General features: G+C 69.1%; 18 protein-coding genes. 6 read left to right on the forward strand and 12 right to left on the reverse strand.

Annotated features, from left to right (window positions below; translation table 11 throughout):
• The first annotated feature begins 151 nt into the window (after positions 1-151).
• The 4 genes from P1K89_RS15820 (at position 152) to P1K89_RS15835 (ending at position 10,594) form a co-directional block, all read left to right on the forward strand.
• Positions 152-2,875, forward strand: a complete 2,724-nt coding sequence (locus P1K89_RS15820) for a TonB-dependent receptor domain-containing protein (protein ID WP_284617395.1) — start codon at positions 152-154, stop codon at positions 2,873-2,875.
• Positions 2,876-3,018: 143 nt separating this feature from the next.
• The gene (locus tag P1K89_RS15825) at positions 3,019-4,506 is read left to right on the forward strand and encodes a tetratricopeptide repeat-containing sulfotransferase family protein (RefSeq protein WP_284617396.1); all 1,488 of its coding nucleotides are present in this window, start codon (positions 3,019-3,021) and stop codon (positions 4,504-4,506) included.
• A gap of 303 nt (positions 4,507-4,809) precedes the next feature.
• On the forward strand, positions 4,810-7,386 hold the full coding sequence (locus P1K89_RS15830) for a TonB-dependent receptor (protein WP_284617397.1): 2,577 nt from the start codon (positions 4,810-4,812) through the stop codon (positions 7,384-7,386).
• 445 nt (positions 7,387-7,831) lie between these two features.
• The gene (locus P1K89_RS15835) at positions 7,832-10,594 is read left to right on the forward strand and encodes a TonB-dependent receptor (RefSeq protein ID WP_284617398.1); all 2,763 of its coding nucleotides are present in this window, start codon (positions 7,832-7,834) and stop codon (positions 10,592-10,594) included.
• A 146-nt stretch (positions 10,595-10,740) separates the two neighbouring features.
• Here P1K89_RS15835 and P1K89_RS15840 read toward each other — a convergent pair whose 3' ends face one another.
• From P1K89_RS15840 to P1K89_RS15870, 7 genes are all read right to left on the reverse strand, one after another.
• Positions 10,741-11,505 carry a 3-hydroxyacyl-CoA dehydrogenase gene (locus P1K89_RS15840; RefSeq protein WP_284617399.1) on the reverse strand — a complete coding sequence of 255 codons (765 nt, stop codon included), beginning with the start codon at positions 11,503-11,505 and terminating at the stop codon, positions 10,741-10,743.
• 11 nt (positions 11,506-11,516) lie between these two features.
• Positions 11,517-12,173 carry an adenylate kinase gene (gene adk / locus P1K89_RS15845; protein WP_284617400.1) on the reverse strand — a complete coding sequence of 219 codons (657 nt, stop codon included), beginning with the start codon at positions 12,171-12,173 and terminating at the stop codon, positions 11,517-11,519.
• A 130-nt stretch (positions 12,174-12,303) separates the two neighbouring features.
• Complete coding sequence (kdsB, locus tag P1K89_RS15850; protein WP_284617401.1) at positions 12,304-13,101, reverse strand: 3-deoxy-manno-octulosonate cytidylyltransferase; 798 nt, start codon at positions 13,099-13,101, stop codon at positions 12,304-12,306.
• Positions 13,102-13,110: 9 nt separating this feature from the next.
• Positions 13,111-13,335 carry a Trm112 family protein gene (locus P1K89_RS15855; RefSeq protein WP_284617402.1) on the reverse strand — a complete coding sequence of 75 codons (225 nt, stop codon included), beginning with the start codon at positions 13,333-13,335 and terminating at the stop codon, positions 13,111-13,113.
• Complete coding sequence (gene lpxK / locus P1K89_RS15860; protein ID WP_284617403.1) at positions 13,332-14,393, reverse strand: tetraacyldisaccharide 4'-kinase; 1,062 nt, start codon at positions 14,391-14,393, stop codon at positions 13,332-13,334. The genes P1K89_RS15855 and lpxK overlap by 4 nt, the downstream gene beginning before the upstream one ends.
• A 25-nt stretch (positions 14,394-14,418) precedes the next feature.
• Positions 14,419-14,844, reverse strand: coding sequence for an ExbD/TolR family protein (locus P1K89_RS15865; RefSeq protein ID WP_284617404.1), 426 nt, complete (start codon positions 14,842-14,844; stop codon positions 14,419-14,421).
• Between the two features lie 17 nt (positions 14,845-14,861).
• On the reverse strand, positions 14,862-15,521 hold the full coding sequence (locus P1K89_RS15870; protein ID WP_284617405.1) for a MotA/TolQ/ExbB proton channel family protein: 660 nt from the start codon (positions 15,519-15,521) through the stop codon (positions 14,862-14,864).
• A 384-nt stretch (positions 15,522-15,905) separates the two neighbouring features.
• On the opposite strand from P1K89_RS15870, the gene xseA reads away from it, so the two are divergent.
• Together xseA and sodB are read left to right on the forward strand one after the other, a co-directional pair.
• Complete coding sequence (xseA, locus tag P1K89_RS15875) at positions 15,906-17,204, forward strand: exodeoxyribonuclease VII large subunit (protein WP_284617406.1); 1,299 nt, start codon at positions 15,906-15,908, stop codon at positions 17,202-17,204.
• 126 nt (positions 17,205-17,330) lie between these two features.
• Complete coding sequence (gene sodB, locus P1K89_RS15880) at positions 17,331-17,915, forward strand: superoxide dismutase [Fe] (protein WP_284617407.1); 585 nt, start codon at positions 17,331-17,333, stop codon at positions 17,913-17,915.
• 101 nt (positions 17,916-18,016) lie between these two features.
• On the opposite strand, the gene bamC is transcribed toward sodB, so the two are convergent.
• From bamC to P1K89_RS15905, 5 genes are all read right to left on the reverse strand, one after another.
• Positions 18,017-19,165: an NlpB/DapX family lipoprotein gene (gene bamC, locus P1K89_RS15885; protein ID WP_284617408.1), complete on the reverse strand. Its 1,149-nt coding sequence runs from the start codon at positions 19,163-19,165 to the stop codon at positions 18,017-18,019.
• 99 nt (positions 19,166-19,264) lie between these two features.
• On the reverse strand, positions 19,265-20,146 hold the full coding sequence (gene dapA, locus P1K89_RS15890; RefSeq protein ID WP_284617409.1) for a 4-hydroxy-tetrahydrodipicolinate synthase: 882 nt from the start codon (positions 20,144-20,146) through the stop codon (positions 19,265-19,267).
• A 70-nt stretch (positions 20,147-20,216) separates the two neighbouring features.
• Positions 20,217-20,762 carry a class I SAM-dependent methyltransferase gene (locus P1K89_RS15895; RefSeq protein ID WP_284617410.1) on the reverse strand — a complete coding sequence of 182 codons (546 nt, stop codon included), beginning with the start codon at positions 20,760-20,762 and terminating at the stop codon, positions 20,217-20,219.
• Positions 20,762-20,887, reverse strand: a complete 126-nt coding sequence (locus P1K89_RS15900; protein ID WP_284617411.1) for a hypothetical protein — start codon at positions 20,885-20,887, stop codon at positions 20,762-20,764. Before P1K89_RS15900 ends, P1K89_RS15895 begins: the two co-directional genes overlap by 1 nt.
• Positions 20,887-22,071: an MFS transporter gene (locus tag P1K89_RS15905; RefSeq protein WP_284617412.1), complete on the reverse strand. Its 1,185-nt coding sequence runs from the start codon at positions 22,069-22,071 to the stop codon at positions 20,887-20,889. Before P1K89_RS15905 ends, P1K89_RS15900 begins: the two co-directional genes overlap by 1 nt.
• Between the last annotated feature and the right edge of the window lie 112 nt (positions 22,072-22,183).

Here is a 22,183-nt window from a genome sequence, read left to right on the forward strand (position 1 = left end):
ATCCCTAGTCCGGCCCGCCGAACACCCCCAGTGACAATTCAGAAACACACGCCCTTCAGCGAGTCACCAACGGTTCACAAAACCGGCATGGGGCTTGCAAACAGTGTGGGTCCATCGATCACCCGTCCTTCCGAGGCAAGGAGTCAGATACATGATGAAGAAAACGAAGCTCAGCAGGGCACTGCTGCTGGCTTTCGGCGGTAGCGCGCTGCTGATGTCTTATGGGGAAGTCATCGCCCAGACGCAGCGCGTCGAGGTCACTGGCTCGCTGATCCGCCGCATCGACGGCGAGAGCTCGCTGCAGACCGTCACGCTGAGCAGCGCAACGCTGCAGCAGGCCGGCGTGACCAACGCCGAGCAGGCGGTCAAGTTCATCACGCAGCAGCAGGGCGGCACCGTCACCTCCGGCTCGGTGAGCTCGACCAACGGCGCGGCAGCCTACGCGGACCTGCGCTCGCTGGGCGCCCAGCGCACGCTGGTGCTGCTGAACGGCAAGCGGGTCGTCCCGAACCCGTTCTCCAGCGTCGCGGTCGACCTGAACACGCTGCCGATGGCGGCGATCGACCGCGTCGAGGTGCTGCCTGACGGCGCGTCGTCGACCTACGGTACCGACGCGATCGCCGGCGTGATCAACTTCATCACGAAGAAGAACTACAAGGGTGGCGAAATCGGTCTGCAGGCCCAGATGACCGAACATGGTGGTGCCGACACCCAGTCGGGCGCGGTGCTCGGCGGCATCGGCGACATGGCGCAGCAGGGCTGGAACGTCTACGGCACGCTGAGCTTCCGCAAGCAGGACCCGATGAAGGGCACGGAGCGCGAGTTCTCGAAGACCTCGTACATCCCGTCGATGGGCTTCAACGCACTCAGCCCGACGACCCACCCGGCCAACTACAGCCAGTCGGGCACGATCACCAATACCAACCCGACGCTGCCGAACTGCTCGCCGCCGACCTCGCTGTTCACCACCGAGCCGGCCCCGATCGGCCTCGGCAACAACCGCTGCGGCGCCGACACCCAGGCCTTCACCCACACCATCCCCGACCAGGAGCAGACCTCGCTCTACGTCAAGGGCTCGTTCGCGCTGGGTTCCAACCACACCTTCTCGGCCGAGTACTTCAAGGCGCTGAACAAGGTGACGACGCAGATCGCGCCGTCGCCCGAAGGCGGCCTGACGATGAACCCGAGCAGCCCGTACTACCCGGGCAAGGGCATCAACCCGATCACCGATCCCAAGCTCGACTCGACGCGCCCGATCTCGGTGTCGTGGCGCACGGTGCCGCTGGGCCCGCGCCGCGGCCAGCAGGAGAACGACACGCAGCGCTTCGTCGCCGGCGTCGAAGGCTCGCTGGGCAGCTGGGACTACTCCGCCAGCGCGCTGTGGTCGAACTCGTTCGTCGAGAACTACTTCCTCAACGGCTACCCGATGACCCAGCCGCTGCGCAACGGCGTCTCGGGCACCAACGGCGCACCGCACCTGAACCCGTTCGGCGACCAGTCCGCCGCCGGCCTGGCTTACCTGCAGCAGAACCAAGTGCTGGGCAAGGTCCAGGACGGCGAAGGCACGCTGCAGAGCATCTCCGGCAACGCCAGCACGCAGTTCGGCTCGCTCGGCGGTGGCGCGGTCACGCTGGCCGTCGGCGCGGAAGCACGCACCGAGGAAATGGTCTACCGCACCGATGTGGGCAAGGTCAGCCAGGCCGCGAGCTCGGGCCTGGCCGGTGCCGGCGCGCTGCGTGAAGGCGACCGCGACGTCAAGGCCGTGGCGCTGGAACTGAACCTGCCGTTCCTGAAGAGCCTGGAGCTGAACCTCTCGGTGCGCTACGACAAGTACAGCGACTTCGGCAACACGACGAACCCGAAGGTCTCGCTGCGCTGGTCGCCGACCAAGGAGCTGTTGGTGCGCGCCTCGGCGAACACCGGTTTCACGGCCCCGACGCTGACGCAGCTGTACGCCCCGAACTCCACGACGTTCACCGCCACGCGCTACAACGATCCGGTGCTGTGCCCGGGCGGCGTGCCGACGGCCAACGCCGTGCCGTCGCGCGACTGCGGCATCCAGTTCCAGCAGCTGCAGGGCGGCAACACCGGCCTGACGGCCGAGGAATCGCGGGCCTGGTCGGCTGGCTTCGTGATGCAGGCGACGCCGCAGGTGTCGTTCGCGATGGACTACTGGTCGTACTACATCAAGGACTCGATCAGCGTCATCGGCGAGCAGTCGATCTTCGCCGACCCGGCCAAGTACGCGAACCTGTACGTGCGCTGCAGCCAGGCGCCGGAAGCCCGCCGCAATGCGATCGGTGCCTGCCAGATCCCGGGTGGCGATCCGCTGGCCTACGTCATCAACACCAACCTGAACCTGGGTGACGTCGAGACGAAGGGCGTGGACGTGCGCGTCGACTGGAACAGCGGCGCCACGCCGATGGGCCGCTTCAACGCGTCGGTGCGCGGCTCGTACGTCGACAAGTACAAGTTCCAGGTGGAGCCGGGTGGCCGCTGGTTCGACCCGAACGGCAAGTACAACCCGCAGTTCGCCGGCCCCGTGATCCGTTACCAGCAGGTGACGACGATCGGCTGGGAGCGTGACGCCTGGGGCGTGCTGGTGAACAACAAGTTCCAGCGCGGCTACTGGGACCAGAACGCCGTGCCGGCGCCGTTCAACACGCACCGCGTGGGCGACTACTCGGTGTGGGACCTGTCGGTCAGCTACAAGGGCATCAAGGGCCTGACGCTGAATGCCGCGGTGCTGAACCTGCTGGACAAGGACCCGCCGTTCAGCAACCAGGTCGGCCGCTTCCAGGCGCGCGCTTACGACGATCGTTTCCACGATCCGCGTGGCCGCATGTACCAGCTGTCGGCGAAGTACCAGTTCTGATCGCCGTCTAGCCAAGCCGAAAGGCTCCGGAGGGCCGGTCGACCGCAGGGTCGGCCGGCCCTTTTTCCTGGCCGGGGTCCTCCGGCGCGGCACCTAGAATTCGGGCGTGCCTGAACCGTGTTTTCGAGATCTGGATGAGCGGCATGGACCTGCCGCCTGAGCTGCGCCGGCTGCAGGCCGTGGCCGAGACCCTGCTGCAACAGGGCCGCGTCCTTCAGGCGATAGAAGCCTTCGAGCAGCTGCTGCGGCACGAAGCCCGGCTGCCCGACGCCTGGTACAACCTGGCCTTCCTGCAGCATCGCGCCCGCCGCTTCGACGAAGCGCTGGCCTCCTACGGCCAGGCGCTCGTCAACGGGGTCGCCGGCGCCGAGGAAGTGCACCTGAACCGCGCCGTCATCCTGTCCGACCACCTGGCACGGCACGACGAGGCGGAACAGGCCCTGCACGCGGCGCTCGCGCTGCAGCCGCGCTACCTGCCCGCGCTGATCAACCTCGGCAATCTGCGCGAGCAGCGTGGCGAACGAACCGCCGCGCTCGAAGCCTACGAGGCGGCGCTGGCCATCGAGCCGGGCCATGCGCTGGCGCTGTCGCGCCTGCCGCATCTGAAGCCGCCGCAGCGCGCGGATGATCCGTTGATCGGGCGCCTGCGCCGCGCCATCGCGCAAGCGGGGCCCGCCGAGCAGGCGGACCTCGGCTTTGCGCTCGGCAAGGCGCTCGACGATGCGCAGGCCTACGACGACGCCTTCGCGGCCTACGCGGCGGCGAACGCGGCCAGCCGGGCCGCCGGCGGTGGCGTGCGCTACGACGCGGCGGCGCACGAACGCTGCATCGACAGCCTGATCGCCGCCTTCCCGGATGCGCGCCCCCGCGGCATGCCGGCGCCACCCGCCGTCGGTCCGAGGCTCATCTTCGTCTGCGGCATGTTCCGCTCGGGCTCGACGCTGGTCGAACGCATCCTCGCGCGTCATCCCGACGTGACCGCCGGCGGCGAGATCGACCTGCTGCCGGGCCTGATGCGCGAGCGCTTCGGCCCGATGCCGCAAGTCGTCTCGCCGCTCGACGAGGCGACGCTGCAGCGCTGGCGCACGCACTACCTCGAGCGCATCGCCACGATGTTTCCCGGCGCGCGCTGCGTTACCGACAAACGTCCGGACAACTTTCTTTACATCGGCCTGATCCGCCGGCTGTTTCCGGACGCCGTGATCGTGCATACGCGCCGCCACCCGCTGGACAACTGCCTGTCGATCCACTTCCTGCATCTGTCGCACACGATGCCGCACGCGCTCGACCTGCTCGACACGGCGCACTGGTACCGGCAGTACGAGCGCCTGATGGCGCATTGGCAGCGGCTGCACGGCGACACGATGCACGACGTCGACTACGACGCGCTGGTGGCCGATCCGCAGCCGGTGGTCGCGGCGCTGCTCGAGGCCTGCGGCCTGGCGTGGAGCGAGCGCTGCATGAGCTTCCACGAGGGAGACGGCGTGGTGGCGACGCCGAGCGGGTGGCAGGTGCGCCGGCCGCTCTACACGGCCTCGTCAGGCCGCTGGCGGCACTACGCGCGGCATCTCGACGGTCTGCAGGCAGCGCTGGGCATGCCACCGGGCAAGGAACCGCCGGTCACCGCCTGAGGCGCGCTCCCGCTTGTCTGGACAGGGCTTGTCTGGACAGGTTCAGACAAGCCCTGCCATCGTCATGGTTTACTGACGCGTCAGATGAGCGGCCAGTTGCTGCAACGCAACAGGCGCCGGGAAGCTAGCCTACAGCTGCGTAACATGCACTGTGGCCTGAAGGGGACGCTCAAGAGATTCCCTAGAAGTCGCTCGTAACCCTTCCATGAGAATCGAGCGACTTGGGTCGCGCGGTCCGGAAACGGACAGCAACAAAACGCTCGCCGCACCCACGTCCGTCATTTCACTCCGAGGAGTTTTTGCATGTTCAAGAGAAATGCGCTGAGCCTTGCCGCGATGCTTGCCGTCGGCGGCATGGCGGCATCGCCCGCATGGGCGCAGCAGGCCCAGCCGCAGCGCGTCGAGATCACCGGTTCGGCGATCAAGCGCGTCAATGCGGAAGGCCCGGCACCCGTCGAAGTCATCACCAAGAAGGACATCGAGAAGACCGGCGCGACGTCGGTCAACGAACTGATCCGCTCGATCCCGTCGATCGACATCTTCGACCAGGGTGAGCTGGCGTCCAACTCGCCCGCCGGTTCGGGCACCGCCAACGTCGGCATGCGCGGCCTGAGCTCCAGCGAGACGCTGGTGCTGCTGAACGGCCGCCGCCTGCCGATCAACGCGCTGTACGACTCGTCCGGCGCCGGCGCGGCCTTCGACATCAACTCGATCCCGATCTCGGCGATCGAGCGCGTCGAGATCCTGAAGGACGGCGGCTCGGCGCTCTACGGTGCCGACGCGGTCGCGGGCGTGCTCAACATCATCACCAAGACCGACTACCGCGGCGGCGAAGCCACGATCGGCTACGGCCAGTCCAGCCGCAGCGACGGCAAGGAGAAGAAGGCCGGCCTGCTGTTCGGCTTCGGCGACCTGTCGAAGGACCGCTTCAACGTGATGCTCGGTCTTGACGTGCTCAAGCGCGACCCGATCCTGCGCAAGGACCGCGAGCTGACCCGCTCGGTCGACTTCCGCCGCTTCGGCTCGTCCGACGGCCGCAGCTCGTTCGCGCCCCAGGGCAACATCATCGACCCGGTGACCGGCGGCTTCGTCAACCAGACCTACACGCCGTGCCCGGCCGAGAACACCAACCCGGTGGGCCGCTGCCGCTACGACTTCAACGCCAGCCTGCTGACCTCGTACAACGGCGCCGACCGCGTCAGCGGCCTGGTCATGGGCTCGTTCCAGGTCACGCCGGAGCTCAAGGCCTTTGCCGAAGTCCTGCTGGGCCAGACCAAGGACCACTTCGAGGCGCACCCGGTGCCCGACTTCTTCGTGGTGCCGATCACCAACGAGAGCCAGCGCCCGTACGAGATCCCGGCCGACTACGGCCTGGGCCCGGACAAGGTCTACGTGGCCGGCCGCTTCATGCAGGGCGGCCCGCGCATCACCGACCGCAAGTCGGAGATCAGCCAGGTCGCGGTCGGAGTCGACGGCACCATCGGCAACTTCGACGTGATGGCCAATCTGTCGCGCGGCGAAAGCAAGGTCCGCAACCAGGACCGCAACTACTACGACGCGGACAAGTGGGTCGCGGCCACCACCAGCGGCCAACTGAACCCGACCGTCGGCACCAACGACCCGGCTTTCGTCGAGTCGCTGAAGCTGCGGCCGCTGCGCACCGGCAAGTCGGTGACCGAAGAGGCGAACTTCCGCTTCGGCGGCGACGCCTTCAACCTGCCGGGCGGCATGGCCAAGTACGCCGTCGGCGCGCAGTACCGTCGCGAGTCGCTGAACGACACGCCGGATCCGAAGACCCAGGCCGGTGACGTGGTCGGCAGCATCCAGCAGGCGCCGGTGGACGCGTCGCGCAACATCAAGGCGGCCTACGCCGAGCTGTCGCTGCCGATCCTGAAGACGCTGGAAAGCCAGCTGGCGGTGCGCTACGACAAGTACCCGGGTGTCTCGCAGACCAGCCCGAAGGTCGGCATCAAGTACACGCCGGTGCAGGCGTTCGCGGTGCGCGGCTCGTACACGGAAAGCTTCCGCGCCCCGGTGCTGAAGCAACTGTTCGGTGCGCAGGAGCAGGGCGCGATCAACGTCACCGGCCCGGCCGAGTGCCAGATCCTCGGCGTGCCGCTGGACGCCAACGGCGAGTGCCAGGTCAACGCCTTCCAGGTCAACGGCGCGAACCCGAACCTGAAGCCCGAGACCGGCAAGACCTTCAACCTCGGCGTGATCGTCGATGCCGGCCCGTTCAACGCCAGCGTCGACTGGTGGCGCATCAAGAAGAAGAACGAGATCGGCGCGCCTACCGTCGAGAGCGCGATCCGCCAGGGCTTCTGGAACCGCGAAGGCGCCCGCTTCAACATCTTCACGAACCTGCAGAACATCGCCGAGCGCGAGAACGAGGGCGTGGACGTCGATGCGCGCTTCCGCATGCCGAACACCGCCATCGGCACCGTGACGATCCGCGAGTCGCTGACGTACTACAACAAGCAGCGCCGCCGGGATTCGGCCAGCGACCCGCTCGACGAGTACAACGGCACCTATGCGCTGCCGCGCTGGCGCAACACCTTCTCGGTGTCGTCGGAGCTGGGCCCCTGGTCCTTCACCGGCGCGGTGCGCAGCGTCGCCGGCTTCATCGACGAGGACGATCCGCAGAACGTCTCCGCCAACTCCCGCAAGGTGGGCGGCCACGAGGAGCTCGACGTGCAGGTGGCCTACACCGGCATCAAGGGCCTGACGCTGAGCGGCGGCGTGAAGAACCTGCTCGACAAGATGCCGCCGTTCTCGAACACGAACGCCACCGACAACCAGTACACCCAGATGGGCTTCGCCGAGCTGTACAGCCCGCGCGGCCGCTTCTGGTACCTGAGCGTCAACTACAAGTTCTTCTGATCGGCTGAGCAACGAGCCGGCTTCGCGCCGGCTCGTCGCGACTCTCCATGGGGCCCGTCCCGCGCCAGTGCGCGGGACGGGCCCCTTTTCTTTGTCGATGCTTGTCTAGGCAGGGTGTCCTCCCCCGGAGCGCAGGGGTGTGGCGAGCAACCAACGTTCTAAGCGCCACCATCCTAGGGACTTGACCCTAGGAATTGGTGCGTTCCGTGCCCTGACACGGCGAAATATCCGGAGCAACCCTGAGGGTTTCGCGCCCGCGCGGTGCGTTCTCGCGCCATTGCCTGCCCGCTTGACAAGCACGTAAGGCATACCCCAATCGGCCGCTGCGTAACTCGGTGATGACAATTTCGATACTCGAGATAGGTGGACCGCCCGGCCTACGAGGCCGGCTCGGCGACCTGTGGCGTGGGTCTATCGATCAACTTTCCTTCTACGGAGAAGTTTCATGTTCAAGAAGAGAAACGTCAGCATCGCGGCGGCGCTGGCGCTGGGCGGATTGCTGTCGCTGCCGGCTTATGCCCAGGAGCCGCAAAGGGTGGAGATCACCGGGTCCTCGATCAAGCGCGTGGCGGCCGAAGGCGCGCTGCCGGTGCAGGTCGTCACTCAGGAGGACATCCGTCGCAGTGGCGTCACCTCGGTGACCGACCTGATCCAAGCGCTGCCGGTGATGCAAGGTTTTACCAGCATCGCGGACACCGTCGGCGGTAGCGGTGGCGGCGCAACGACCGCGTCGCTGCACGACGTCGGCGAGCAGTACACGCTGGTGCTGTTGAACGGCCGGCGCGTCGCGCCGACGAACTCCGGCACGACGATCGACCTGAACTCCATTCCGCTGGCCGCGATCGAGCGCGTCGAGATCCTGACCGACGGCGCCTCGGCCCTCTATGGCGCAGACGCCATCGCGGGCGTGATCAACTTCATCCTGAAGAAGGGCGAAGCGCCGTTCGCGATCGAAGCGCGAGTCAGCAAGACCGACGCCGGTGGCGGCGACGAGCAGAATTTCAACATCAGCAAGGGCTTCGGCAACCTCGAGCGCGACGGCTTCTCGGTGTTCGTCGCCGGCAGCTTCGACAAGCGCAAGCAATTGAAGGCCGCGGACCGCGAGTTCGCCAAGACAGGCCTGTTGACGGGCACCTACGGCGACCTCTCGTACGACTTCTTCAACGGCTCGTCGCGATCGGTGCCGCCGAACGTCGACGTGTTCGGCCCCGGCATCGGCGGCAGCCGCAACTCGATCTCGTTCAGCCCGTACAAGGAGGCCAATGGCAACTGCCCGCCCGCGCACGTTGCGCTTGGCCGCCAGTGTTTCTTCGACTACACCAGCACCGTCGAGATCGCGCCGGAGCAGGAGCGCAAGGCTGTCTATGCCTCCGGCAAGCTGAACCTGGGCAAGTCGGGCTGGACCGGCTTTGCGGATCTGGCGTACACCGACGTCAGCACGATCGCGCGCATCGCGCCGTACCCAGCCGAGTTCGGCATGAGCACGGACCATCCGTACTTCGTCAAGTACATCAGTCCCTACCTGACGCCGGCGCAGCGCGCAGTCGCCACGGACGCGAACGTCAAGTACCGCCTGTACGACATGGGCAACCGCACGTACGACTACAACACGAAGTCGTTCCACAACGTGCTGGGTGTGCAGGGCACGATGGGTGACTGGGACATGACCCTGGGCTTCACCTATTCGAAGCAGGACCAGGACCAGAACTACCTCGCCGGCTTCCCGCTCGCCGACAAGTTCAATGCCGCTCTCGACGCCGGCAAGTTCGATCCGTTCCCGTACGCGGTCGGCCAGATGCCGGCGGCGCAGCTGAAGGAACTGCTCGCCACGCAGTTCGTCGGCAACTACAACAAGACCAAGATCGACATGAAGGCGGTGGACGGCAACGTCCAGCGCGAGCTGTTCAAGCTGCCCGGCGGGGGTGCCGTGCTGTCGATGGGCTTCGATGCCCGCGAGACCGGCTACAAGCTGAGCGCGAACCCGGCGGTCGCCAACGCCGAGATCCTGTTCGACGATATCCAGCCGGAGTTCGACCTCTCGCGCAAGACCTACGGCGTCTACGGCGAGATGCTGATGCCGATCGCCAAGAGCCTGGAGATGACCGCCGCGGTGCGCTACGACTCCATCGGTGGCGTCGACGACTCGCGCAACAAGGTGAAGTCCGGGGGCACCGAGAAGGCCACCACCTTCAAGCTCGGCGGCAAGTGGCAGGCCTCGTCGAACATGCTGCTGCGCGCGTCCTACGGCACGGGCTTCCGCGCCGCGACGATGCGCGAGATCGCACAGCCGAAGATCGATTTCGGCGTGACCAGCGGCACCTACAACTGCCCGTTCAACGCCAACTACGACCCGCTGGGTTACTTCAAGGCCGGCTACATCTGCGCGGACGACCTGCAGTACGAGGTGTACCAGGGCGGCAATCCGAACCTGAAGCCCGAGAAATCCAAGCAGTGGAACGTGGGCTGGGTGTTCCAGCCGACGAACGAGTTGTCGGTCGGCCTGAACTACTGGGCGGTCGAGATCAGGGACTCCGTCAGCGCGGTGAGCGAACAGCTCATCATGAGCGAGCCGGCCAAGTACCTCAGCCTGTTCACGACGAAGTTCAAGGCGTCGAACAACAAGACCTACGTCGCCATCCTCGATGCGCCGGTCAACATCGGCAAGGTGCAGAACGAGGGCATCGACTGGGACCTGGGCTGGAAGGGCAAGACGGGCTTCGGCCGCATCGACGCCAAGATCATGGGCACGCACCTGATCAAGTCGCGCTACACGAAGCCGGGCACCGACAACGAGTGGACGACCAGCCTGAACCAGTTCGGCGTCAATGACGCGGTGAGCTTCCGCAACGTGATCACCGCGATGGGCACCGTCGGCCACGGCAACTGGGAGCACACGCTGACCGTCAAGTACCGCAACGGCTACAAGGACCAGTTCTGGAGCGAGGACGACTGCGTCTTCTACAACACGGCGAGCGGCGATTGCGCTGGCGCGGCACTCAACGTGCGCGAGCACACGACGCTCGACTGGCGCACCCAGTGGAAGCCGATGAAGAACCTGACGCTGGTGCTGGCAATCGAGAACTTGATGGACAAGGAACCGCCGCTGTCGCTGCGCGTCAATGGCGCCGGCCACCAGCTGGGCTATGACCCGCGCTACGCCAGCCCGTACGGCCGGACGTTCTCGTTCAGCGGCCGCTACGAGTTCTGATCGAGTCGGATGCGCGGGCGGCGCGAGCCGCTGTCCGCGCTATCCCCGGGAAGGGCGCTGCAAGGCGCCCGCCTAAGGCAAAAGGGCCGGCGAAAGCCGGCCCTTTTTCATGCGGCCGCGTCAGATGCGCAGCACGAGTCGAAGCCTCACTTCGGCGCCATCCGGATCGCCCCGTCCAGCCGGATCACCTCGCCATTGAGCATGTCGTTCTCGACGATCTGCTGCACCAGCTTCGCGTAGTCCTCGGGGCGGCCGAGGCGGCTGGGGAAGGGCACGCTGGCAGCCAGTGCGTCCTGCACCTCCTTGGGCATCTGGAACAGCATCGGCGTGCCGAAGATGCCCGGCGCGATCGTCATCACGCGGATGCCGCTGCGGGCCAGGTCGCGCGCGATCGGCAGCGTCATGCCGACGACGCCGCCCTTGGACGCCGCATACGCCGCCTGGCCGATCTGGCCGTCGTAGGCGGCGACGCTGGCGGTGTTGATCAGCACGCCGCGCTCGCCGGTGGGTTCGGGTTCGTTGCGGCTCATCGCCTCGGCGGCGAGGCGGATCATGTTGAAGCTGCCGATCAGGTTGACGGTGATCGTCTTCGTGAAGGCGTCCAGCGGGTGCGCGCCGTCCTTGCCGACGGTCTTGATCGCCGGCGCGATGCCGGCGCAATTCACCAGGCCGCACAGCTTGCCCAGGCCCTGGGCGGCGGCGACGGCCGCGCGGCCGTCGGCCTCCTGGCTGACGTCGCAGCGCACGAAGGTGGTCGCGGCGCCGAGCTCGGCGGCCAGGGCCTGGCCCTTGTCGGCCTGCACGTCGGCGATGACCACCTTGGCGCCGTTGGCCACCAGCATGCGCACCGTGCCTTCGCCGAGGCCCGAGGCGCCGCCGGTGACGATGAAGCTCTTGCCGGAAATCTGCATCGGATGTCCTTTCAGCCCTGCAGCGCCGCGAAGGCGCGCGTCTTGATGTCGTCCACCGACCCGAGGCCCGAGATGCGCGCGTAACGCGGCGCCTGAGCGTCCCCGGTGGCCGCCCACTTCGAGTAGTAGTCGACCAGCGGCCGCGTCTGCGACTGGTACACGTCCAGGCGCTTGCGCACGGTCGCTTCCTTGTCGTCGTCGCGCTGGATCAGGTCCTCGCCGGTGACGTCGTCCTTGCCGGCGACCTTCGGCGGGTTGAACTTGACGTGGTAGCTGCGGCCCGACGCGGTGTGGAAGAGGCGCCCGCTCATGCGCTCGATGATCGCCTCGTCGGGCACGTCGATCTCGAGCACGACGTCGAGCTTGACGCCGGCGGCCTTCATTGCATCGGCCTGCGGGATCGTGCGCGGGAAGCCGTCGAACAGGAAACCGTTGGCGCAGTCGGGCTGCGTGATGCGTTCCTTCACGAGGCCGATGATGATGTCGTCGCTGACCAGCCCACCCGCGTCCATCACCTTCTTCGCCGCGACGCCGAGCTCGGTGCCGGCCTTGACGGCCGCGCGCAGCATGTCGCCGGTGGAGATCTGCGGGATGCCGTACTTCTGGCAGATGAAGGCGGCTTGCGTGCCTTTGCCCGCGCCGGGCGCGCCCAACAGGATCAGTCTCATCCGTTCCTCGGTGTCTCGTGATGTGGCTGCCGACCGGTGCGCGGCGCAGGCAGGGCGTGAAAGTGCCGGGGGCGATTATCGCCGGGCGACCTGCGCGAACCTGACGGCGGCACGCCGGCCGCCGCCCGGCTCAGGCACCGGCCGTCAGGGCCGCGAAGACGGTGCGCACGCGCTCGAGGTCCTCGGGCGTGTCGACACCCGGCCCGGGGCGCTCGTCGCTGACATGCACCGCGATGCGTTCGCCATGCCACAGCACGCGCAACTGCTCCAGCGCTTCGAGCCGCTCCAGCGGCGCCGACGCCAGCGACGGGAAGCTGCGCAGGAAGCGCGCACGGTAGCCGTATAGGCCGACATGGCGCAACGGCGCCGGGTCGGGCAGCGCGACCGTGACGCCGCCGGCGCCGAGGCCCGGGCCGCCGGCCGCGAAGCCGTCGCGCCACCAGGGGATCGGCGCGCGCGAGAAGTACAGCGCGCGCGCGGCCGCGTCGAGCACCACCTTGACGACGTTCGGGTTGGCGAACTCGGCGGGATCGTCGATCGCGTGCGCGACGGTCGACATCACGCAGTCCGGCCGCGCATCGAGCAGCGCGGCGCAGGCATCGATCATCGACGGCGCGATCAACGGCTCGTCGCCCTGCACGTTGACCACGCGGGCGTCGCCGTCCAGTCCGAGCAGCGTGCATGCCTCGGCGAGGCGGTCGCTGCCGCTGGGATGGTCGGCGCGTGTCAGCACCGCGTCGACGCCGTGGTGCCGGCAGGCGTCGACGATGACCGGCGTATCGGCGGCCACCACCACCCGCTCGGCCGAGCTCCTGCGCGCCGCCAGGGCGACACGCACCACCATCGGCAGCCCGGCGATGTCGGCCAGCGGCTTGTCGGGCAGGCGCGTGCTCGCCAGCCGCGCCGGGATCAGCACCGTGAAGCGCATCGCCGCGTTCTACTTCGCGGCGCCCAGCGCCGGCGGCGCGGGTTCGCCTTCGGGCTCTAGCGCGCGGGCCTCGTTCTCCAGCATCACCGGGATGCCATCGCGGATCGGGAAGCCCAGGCGGTCGGCCGCGCAGCGCAGCTCGCGCGGCTGGTTGTTGTCGTCGCGACCCATGGTCAGCGGCCCCTTGCACAGCGGGCAGACGAGCAGATCGATCAGTCGGTGGTCCAGGCTCATGGTGTTCCCTTGGCGCCGTTGGCGTCGTTGTCGCCGCGGCCGGCGGTTTGCTCGAGCCGATGCAGCACCTGGCGGCCGAAATCGGGCGGGAGGCGGAAGTCTAGCGTCGCGACCCACACGCGGGTCGCGCCGATCGCATCGGGCCGCAGCTTGACCGCGTCCTTCTCGGTCACGACCACGTCCGGCGTGCGCGATGGCCACGGCAGCGGGTCGAAACGCGCATGGTCCGGCAGCGCGACGCGGCCGATCACCAGGCCCAGGCGCTCGAGCATGCGGAAGAAGGGCTCGGGCCGCGCCAGGCCGGCGGCCGCCAGCAGCGGCTTGCCGAGCAACTCGCCTATCGCCTCGGGCCGAGGCGCCGCGCCTTGCCACCAGTCGGCCAGCGGCGTGAAGCCGGCGAGGCTGCGCTCGCCGACGGCGCCCGGCAGCGGCGTGCTGGCCCGGCCGTGCGTGTAGAGCACCAGCGTGTGCTCGGGCAGGCTGGCCGGCATCGACTGGCGCAGCGGGCCGGCAGGCAGCAGGCGCCCGTTGCCCGCGCCGCGGTCGTCGAAGACCAGGATCTGCAGTTCGCGCGCGAGGCCCAGGTGCTGCAGGCCGTCGTCGGCGACGATCAGATCGACCTCCGGATGCGCGGCGCAGAGGGCTTCGGCCGCGGCGACGCGGTCGCGCCCGACCGCCACCGGCACGCCGGTGCGCAGGTGGATCAGCAGCGGCTCGTCGCCGACCGCGTCGGCCGCGCTCGTTCGCTCGACCAGCCGGACCGCGTCATCCGCGCGCCCGTGCCCGCGCGAGATGACGCCCGGCCGCTGCCCGAGCGACTGCAGCTGCCCGACCAGCGCGATCACCGCCGGCGTCTTGCCGGCGCCGCCCGCGACCAGGTTGCCGACCACCACGACGGGGCGCGGCGCGCGGCGCGTGGATCTCAGTCCTAGCGAATAAAGTGAGCGGTGAAGTGCCGCCAGCGAGCCGTACAGCCAGCTCAGCGGCCGCAGCGCGATCAGCAGCGGGCCGGCCCGCGGCTGCTGCCACCGCTCGACCAGCCGCTGCTGCCAGGACAAGGGGAGGGCGCGGCGGCGGAGGCCGTCAGCGCTGGCCGCCGTTGAGCTGCGTCGCGAAGGTCAGGCGCGGCAGCGACGCGCGGCGGGCGGCATCGAGCACGTTGATCACCGACTGGTGCGCGGCCAGCGCATCGGCCGAGACGATCACCACCGCGTTCTCACCGGCCGGGCCGGCAGCCGCGCGCAGCTCGGCGGCCAGCAGCTCGACGGCGCGGCCCTCGATCGGCTTGTGGTTGATCAGGTAGCGGCCCTCGGCGGTCACCGACACCAGGATCTCGCCCGGCCGCTCCTTCAGCTTCTCGGCATCGGCCACCGGCAGCGTGATCTGCAGCTCGGAGTACTTGCTGTAGGTCGTCGACAGCATCAGGAAGATCAGCACGACGAGCAGCACGTCGATGAACGGGATCAGGTTGATCTCCGGTTCTTCCATGCGGCGGTGGCGGAAGTTCATGCGGTGGCGTCCGAGCCTCAGGTGCCGGCGGGCGGGGTCGCCGACGTCGGCGCGGTGCGCACCGCGAAGCGCATCAGGTGCGGCACCATGCGCTCGGCGGCCTGCTCGAGCTCGAGCGCGAAGTAGTCGACCTTGCCGCGGAAGTAGCGGTAGAACATCAGCGCCGGGATCGCGATGATCAGGCCGAACGCGGTGTTGTACAGCGCCACCGAGATGCCGTGCGCCAGCTGCGTCGGGTTGGTCGCGCCGGTCGGCGCCTGCGAGCCGAAGATCTCGATCATGCCGACCACGGTGCCGAACAGCCCCAGCAGCGGCGCTGCGGCGGCGATGGTCCCGAGCGTATTCAGGTAGCGCTCGAGCTGGTGCACGGCGACGCGGCCGACATTCTCGAAGACCTGCCGCAGCGCCGCCTCGTTCAGGCGCGGGTCGGCGCTGATCGCGCGCAGCCCGGCGGCCAGCACCTGGCCGAGCACCGAGTTGTCGTGCAGCTTGGCGATGACGTCCGGCGCCGGCAGGCTCTGCCGCGTCACCGCGACCACTTCGTCGAGCAGCTTGGCCGGCACGATGCGGCGATCGCGCAGGCTCATCAGGCGCTCGACCACCAGCGCCAGGCCGATCACCGAACACAGGATCAGGGGCCAGATCGGCCATCCGGCCGCTTGTATGATCGAAAGCAAGGGGGGTCCTCGTCAGACGCTGTCGGGGCTTGTGGGGGCGGGGATCCGGGCTTGCCCGGGCGACGCGCCCGGCCGGCGAGCCGCGATTATGGCGTCACGCCGATGGCGGTCGATCCGGGCCGCCGCGAGGGGTCCACCCGCCACCCTGTGAACAATCCACCGAGTCTGTGGACAAGTTTGTGGGCAACCCGGTGGCGGCGGCCCGCGAAGCACGCATTGGCGCGCCCCGCAACGGATTGCCACATTTTTGAGCAGCGCTTTTTTGTTTGAAATCAACCACTTGCGACATTGCGACGGTTCGATGACAGGCCGCTCGATACGACGACCGCCGATGCCGCACCTGGGGAAATCCATGCTTTTCAAGCCGCTCCGAACGGCCCTCCGATGCTGAACGAAGCGCCGGCCGCGTCGCGCGCCTGGAGCGTCGCCGGCCTGCTGCTGGCCGCGGGCGACGCGCTGGCCGCGCGCCTCGGCGCGGTGACCGTGCGCGGCGAGCTCGCGAGCTTCACCCGCGCCGCCAGCGGCCATTGCTACTTCACGTTGAAGGACGACGACGGGCAGGCCGCGGTGCTGCGCTGCGCGATGTTCCGCCGCGCCGCGGTGCTGCTGGACTTCCGCCCCGGTGACGGCCAGCAGGTCGAGCTGCGCGGCCGCCTCGGCGTCTATGAAGCGCGCGGCGAGCTGCAGTGCATCGTCGAGTCGATGCAGCGGCTGGGCGCCGGTTCGCTGTACGAGCTGTTCCTGCGCCAGAAGGCGCGCATGGAGGCCGCGGGCCTGTTCGACGCGGCGCGCAAGCGGCCGCTCGAGGCGTATCCGCGGCGCATCGGGGTCGTCACGTCGCTGGCGGCCGCCGCGCTGCACGACGTGCTGACCGCGATCCGCCGACGCGCGCCGCACGTGCAGGTGATCGTCTATCCCGCGCCGGTGCAGGGCGCGGACGCCCCACCGCAGCTGGCCGAGGCCATCCGTCGCGCGGGCGAGCGGGCCGAGGTCGACACGCTGATCGTCTGCCGCGGCGGCGGCTCGATGGAGGACCTGTGGGCCTTCAACGACGAGCTCGTCGTCCGGGCGGTCGCGACCAGCCCGATCCCGGTGGTCTGCGGCGTCGGCCACGAGACCGACGTCTGCCTCGCCGAGCTGGCGGCCGATCTGCGGGCGCCCACGCCCACGGCCGCCGCCGAGCTGGCGACGCCGGTGCGCGACGACGAGCTGCAACGGCTGGTGCAGCTCGAACGCAGGTTGCGCGATGCGGCGGCACGACGGCTCGACACCCAGGCGCAGCGGCTCGACCGGCTGGCCTTGCGCCTGGGGCGGCCCGCGCGGCTGGTGTCGCAGCACGCCGGCCGGCTGTTGATGCTGGAGCAGCGCAAGCGCTCGGCGCTGCGTGCGCTGACGCTGCTGCAGCGGCGGCGCGTGGACGAGCTGTCGCAGCGGCTGCACGCCGCGGTGCGGCGCACGGTCGGCACGCGGCACGACCATCTCGTGCACGTCGCGGCACGCCTCGAGGCGGCGGATCCGCGGCGCGTGCTGTCGCGCGGTTATGCGTGGCTCAGCGACGGCGCCGGGCGGCCGGTCACCTCCGCCAAGGCGCTGCGACCCGGCCAGCCGCTGCAGGCCCAGTGGACCGACGGCCAGGCCGAACTGCAGGTCACCTCGGTGCAGCTCGGGCTGCCGGGCGACTGATGGCCTTTGTTCCCCAAAGGCGGCAGACCCTTCGCGGTCCGTGGGCGCCGGGCTTGCTGCCTACAATGTTCTCGATAACCCCAACCCGGCGCCTGTGAGCGCCGTTCACCCGCCGAGGACACCGTCATGTCGACCTTCACGCTGCCGCCCCTGCCTTACGCCCCGGATGCGCTCGCGCCGCACATCTCCAAGGAAACCTTCGAGTTCCATTACGGCAAGCACCACCAGGCCTACGTCACGAACCTGAACAACCTGGTGCCCGGCACCGAGTTCGCCGGCCAGTCGCTCGAGGACATCGTCAAGAAGTCCAGCGGCCCGATCTTCAACAACGCCGCGCAGGTCTGGAACCACACCTTCTTCTGGAACAGCATGAAGCCGGGCGGCGGCGGCGAGCCGTCGGGCGCGCTGGCCGCGGCGATCAACGCCAAGTGGGGCAGCTACGCCGCCTTCAAGGAAGCCTTCACGAAGAGCGCGGTCGGCAACTTCGGCTCGGGCTGGACCTGGCTGGTGAAGAAGGCCGACGGTACGGTCGACATCGCCAACACCGGCAACGCCGGCACGCCGCTGACCGGTGCCGACAAGCCGCTGCTGACGATCGACGTGTGGGAACACGCCTACTACATCGACTACCGCAACGCGCGCCCGAAGTTCGTCGAGACCTTCCTGAGCTCGCTGGTCAACTGGTCGTTCGCCGAAGCCAACTTCGGCTGACCGTCGCGGGCCCCTGCGGGCTCGCCGCCAAAACAAAGAGCCGGTGCATGCACCGGCTCTCTTCATTTCTCGGCCGCGCGCCTGGCGCGCGCCGACCCGGCTTACTTCAGCTCGTCGACCAGGCGCGCGACGATCTGCTTCGCGGCATCGCCGCCGTCGGCGCTGCCCTGGTTGTTCAGCACCGCGACCTGGGTCTTCTGGCCGTCGGCCTTCACCGCCAGGCGGTAGCGCTGCAGCAGCTTCGATCCGTCCTTGTCGAGGCCGAACAGCTTCGAGAAGAAGCCCGGCTCTTCCTGGCCGGCGAGCTTGGGGTCGACGTAGCGCACGTAGTAGAGGCCGGCGCTGCGGTCGCGGTCCTCGACGGTGAAGCCGCCGCGGTCCAGCGCCAGGCCGACGCGGCGCCAGGCGCGGTCGAAGGCCTCGTCGACTTCCATCGCCGCACCGGCCTGGCCGGCAACGACACGGGCGCGTGCCGGGGCCGCGGGCGCGGTCGTCGCCGCGGCGACGGTCGTGCGGGCCGAGGCGTCGTCCTTCGCGCCGCCGAGCTTGACCATCAGCCGGCTCAGGAACTCGCCTTCGAGCAGCGGATCGGTCGGCCGCGGCTGCCACATCGTGCTGTCGCGCTGCTGGTTGGTGTAGACCTCCTGGAGGCCGCGGTGCGCGATGTAGATCTCGCTGCCGCCGCCGGGCGCGCGCTCGACGCGGGTGCGGTAGCGGTCACGCTCGGAGGTCGAGTACAGCGAGTCGAGCACCTTGCCCAGCAGCGAGCGGATGCCGTCCTGCGGCAGCTTCGCGCGGTTCTCGGCCCACTCGGTCTCCATCACGCCGGCGTCGGCGTTGTCGACCGCCAGCGTGAAGCCGCGCTCGAGCCAGAAGCTGCGCAGCTGGGGCCAGAGTTGCTCCGGCGTCTGCGTCGAGACCAGGTAGCGCTGGTTGCCCTCGCGCACGATGCGGACATCGCCCAGCGTGCTCGGTGCCACCGCTGCGCCAGCGGCGGGCGCTGTGCCGGCCTGCGCACCGGCCTGCAGCGCGGAGGCGCTGACCGTGCCGCCCTGCGGCTGGTAGCGGCCTTCGCGCGCCAGCTGCGTCAGGTCCGGCGGCACCTCCAGCGGCGAGGTCTTGTTCGCCGCCGAGCGGTAGTCGATCTTGTCGCCGGCGAGGAAGTTCTCGACGGTCGAGCAGCCGCCGGCGAGCAGCGCCAGGGCGAGAACGGCAGCGCGGGCCGGGGTGACGACGAACACACGATTCACGGTGCGGATCTCCAGATCGGGGCCGCGGCCGCCGCCTTCAGTCGGGCGGCCGGGGCAAAAGAAGTCAGACAACGGCGGACGGACGGTCGCGGTGGACGCTCAGACCAGACCCGCATCGCGCAGTGCGCGATCGACCAGCGCCTGGCCGGCGTCGGTCAGCGGCAGGATCGGCAGGCGCACGTCGGGCCGACACAGGCCCAGGCGCGACATCGCCCACTTCGCCGGCGCCGGGCTCGGCTCGCAGAACAGCTGCTTGTGCAGCGACAACAGGCGGAAGTGGATCTCGCGCGCGGCCTGCACGCGGCCTTCGATCGCCGCCATGCACATCTGGTGCATCAGCTTCGGCGCGACGTTGGCGGTGACGCTGACGTTGCCGTGGCCGCCGAGCAGCATCAGCGCGACGGCGGTGCCGTCGTCGCCGGAATAGATCTTGAAGCCCGAGGGCGCGTGCTTGATCAGCTGCGCGGCGCGCTCGATGTTGCCGGTGGCTTCCTTGATGCCGACGATGCCGGGCACCTCGGCCAGGCGCAGCGTGGTCTCGGGCAGCATGTCCGCGACCGTGCGGCCGGGCACGTTGTACAGCACCACCGGCAGGTCGACCGCCTCGGCCACCGCCTTGAAGTGCTGGTAGATGCCTTCCTGCGACGGCTTGTTGTAGTAGGGCACGACCTGCAGCGTGCAGTCGGCGCCGACCGATTTCGAGAAGCGCGTCAGCTCGATCGCCTCGCGCGTGGAGTTGGCGCCGGCGCCCGCCATGATCGGCACGCGGCCGGCGGCATGCTCGACGGCGACGCGGATGATCTCGCAGTGCTCCTCGACCGAGACGGTGGGCGATTCGCCGGTGGTGCCGACGACGCCGATGCAATCGGTGCCTTCGGCGATGTGCCAGTCGATCAACCGCCTCAGGCCGGCGATGTCGACGCTGCCGTCCTCGTGCATCGGCGTCACCAGCGCGACGATGCTGCCAACAATGGGTTTCATGCGCATTCCTTGCAAGCCGGCGATTTTAGCCGGGCGACCGCAGGCCTCCGGGCCGGGTGGACCCGACGGTCTACGACGGCAGCGGCACGCGCAGCGGCGAGGGCGCTGCCGGATCGGGCGCCAGCGCGGCCACGCGCTGCACGAAGCGCGGCGGCGCGTCGAGGAAGCCATCCTCGTAGCCGACGATGCGCAGGCCGGCGCAGGCCTGCAGCAGCTCGCCCGGCTGCAGCAGGAAGTCCGCGCGCGAGGGCCGGCCGACGGTCTCGTTGCCGGCAGCGAAGGTCTCGTACAGCAGCAGGCCGCCGGGCGCCAGGCTGGCCAGCAGCTGCGGCCACAGCGGCCGCCACAGGTAGTTCGTCACCAACACGACATCGAAGCGCCGGCCCGACAGCGGCCACGGCGCGCCTTCGAGGTCGGCGACGATCACCTCGGCGACGCCGCGCAGCGCGACGAGCGCCGCGGCATCGCGGTCGACCGCGGTCACGCCCAGGCCGCGCGCGGCCAGGAAACGCACGTGCCGCCCGCTGCCGCAGGCCAGGTCCAGCGCAGTGGCGCCCGGCCGCAGCAGGTGCGCCCAGCGCTCGATCCACGGCGACGGCGGCAGGCTGTCGTGCATCAGAAGCAGGCCCAGACCCGCCCGGCCAGCTCGACCGCACGGTGCGGGTTCAGGTAGGCCGCGAACACCAGCGCCAGCACGGTCGCGGCCGCGCCGTAAAGGAGCCATCGCCGCGGGCGCGACATCAGGCTACCGCCGGCCGCGGCGTGCGCGCGATCGCCGTCTCGCGCACCGGCAGGTTCATCAGGACGGCGAACGCGCTGAGCGCCACCGCCATCCACCACACCACGTCGTAGCTGCCCGACAGGTCGTACAGCCGCCCGCCGAGCCAGACGCCGAGGAAGGAGCCGACCTGGTGGCTGAGAAAGACGAAGCCGCCGAGCATCGACATGTACTGCACGCCGAAGATCTGCGCGACCACCGCGTTGGTCGGCGGCACCGTCGACAGCCAGAGCGTGCCCATCACCGACGCGAAGATGTAGACGCTCAGCGGCGTCAGCGGCAGCAGCAGGAAGGCGACGATGGCCACGCCGCGCAGCGCGTAGATGGCCGCCAGGATGTGGCGCTTGGCCAGCCGCTGGCCGAGCGAGCCGGCCGCATAGGTGCCGAAGACGTTGAACAGGCCGATCAGCGCCAGCGCGGTCGTCGCCACCTCGGGGCCCAGGCCCTTGTCCTTCAGGTAACTCGGCATGTGCACGCCGATGAACACCACCTGGAAGCCGCAGACGAAGTAGCCGGCCATCAGCAGCTGGAAGCTGCGGTAGCCGAAGGCCTCGCGCAGCGCCTGGCCGATGCTCTGGTGGTGCGCGGCGGCCGGCAGCGGCGGCTCCTTCAGCCCGCGCGCCAGCGGCAGGATGGCCAGCGCCGCGCAGCCCAGCACGAAGAGCGCGTTCTGCCAGTTCCACGCGCTGATCAGCCAGCTCTCGACCGGCACCATCAGGAACTGTCCGAACGAGCCCGCCGCGGCGGCCACGCCCATCGCCCACGAGCGTTTCTCCGGCGCGACGTTGCGGCCGATCACGCCGTAGATCACTGCGTAGGTGGTGCCCGACTGCGCGATGCCGATCAGCAGGCCCGCGCTGCCGGTGAAGGCCAGGCCCGAGGTCGACAGCCCCATCAGCACGAGGCCCAGCGCGTACAGCAGCCCGCCCGCGAGCAGCACGCGGTAGGCGCCGAAACGATCGGCCAGCATGCCGGCCAGCGGCCCTGCCATGCCCCAGGCCAGGTTCTGCACCGCGATCGCGAACGCAAAGGTCTCGCGCGACCAGCCGCGGTCCATCGTGATCGGCGCCAGCCACAGGCCGAAGCCGTGGCGGATGCCCATCGACAGCGTGACGATCGCGGCGCCGCACAGCAGCACCTGGGTCATCGACAGGCGGGTAGGCGCGGAAGCGGTGGCGGCGGCACTCGTGGTCATAGGCCCGCAATGTAAAGACAACGGCATGGGCCCACGCGGTGCGGGGTGCCTGCACGGATGCATG

The organism is Aquabacterium humicola, from assembly GCF_030167915.1.
Taxonomy (GTDB): domain Bacteria; phylum Pseudomonadota; class Gammaproteobacteria; order Burkholderiales; family Burkholderiaceae_C; genus Pseudaquabacterium; species Pseudaquabacterium humicola.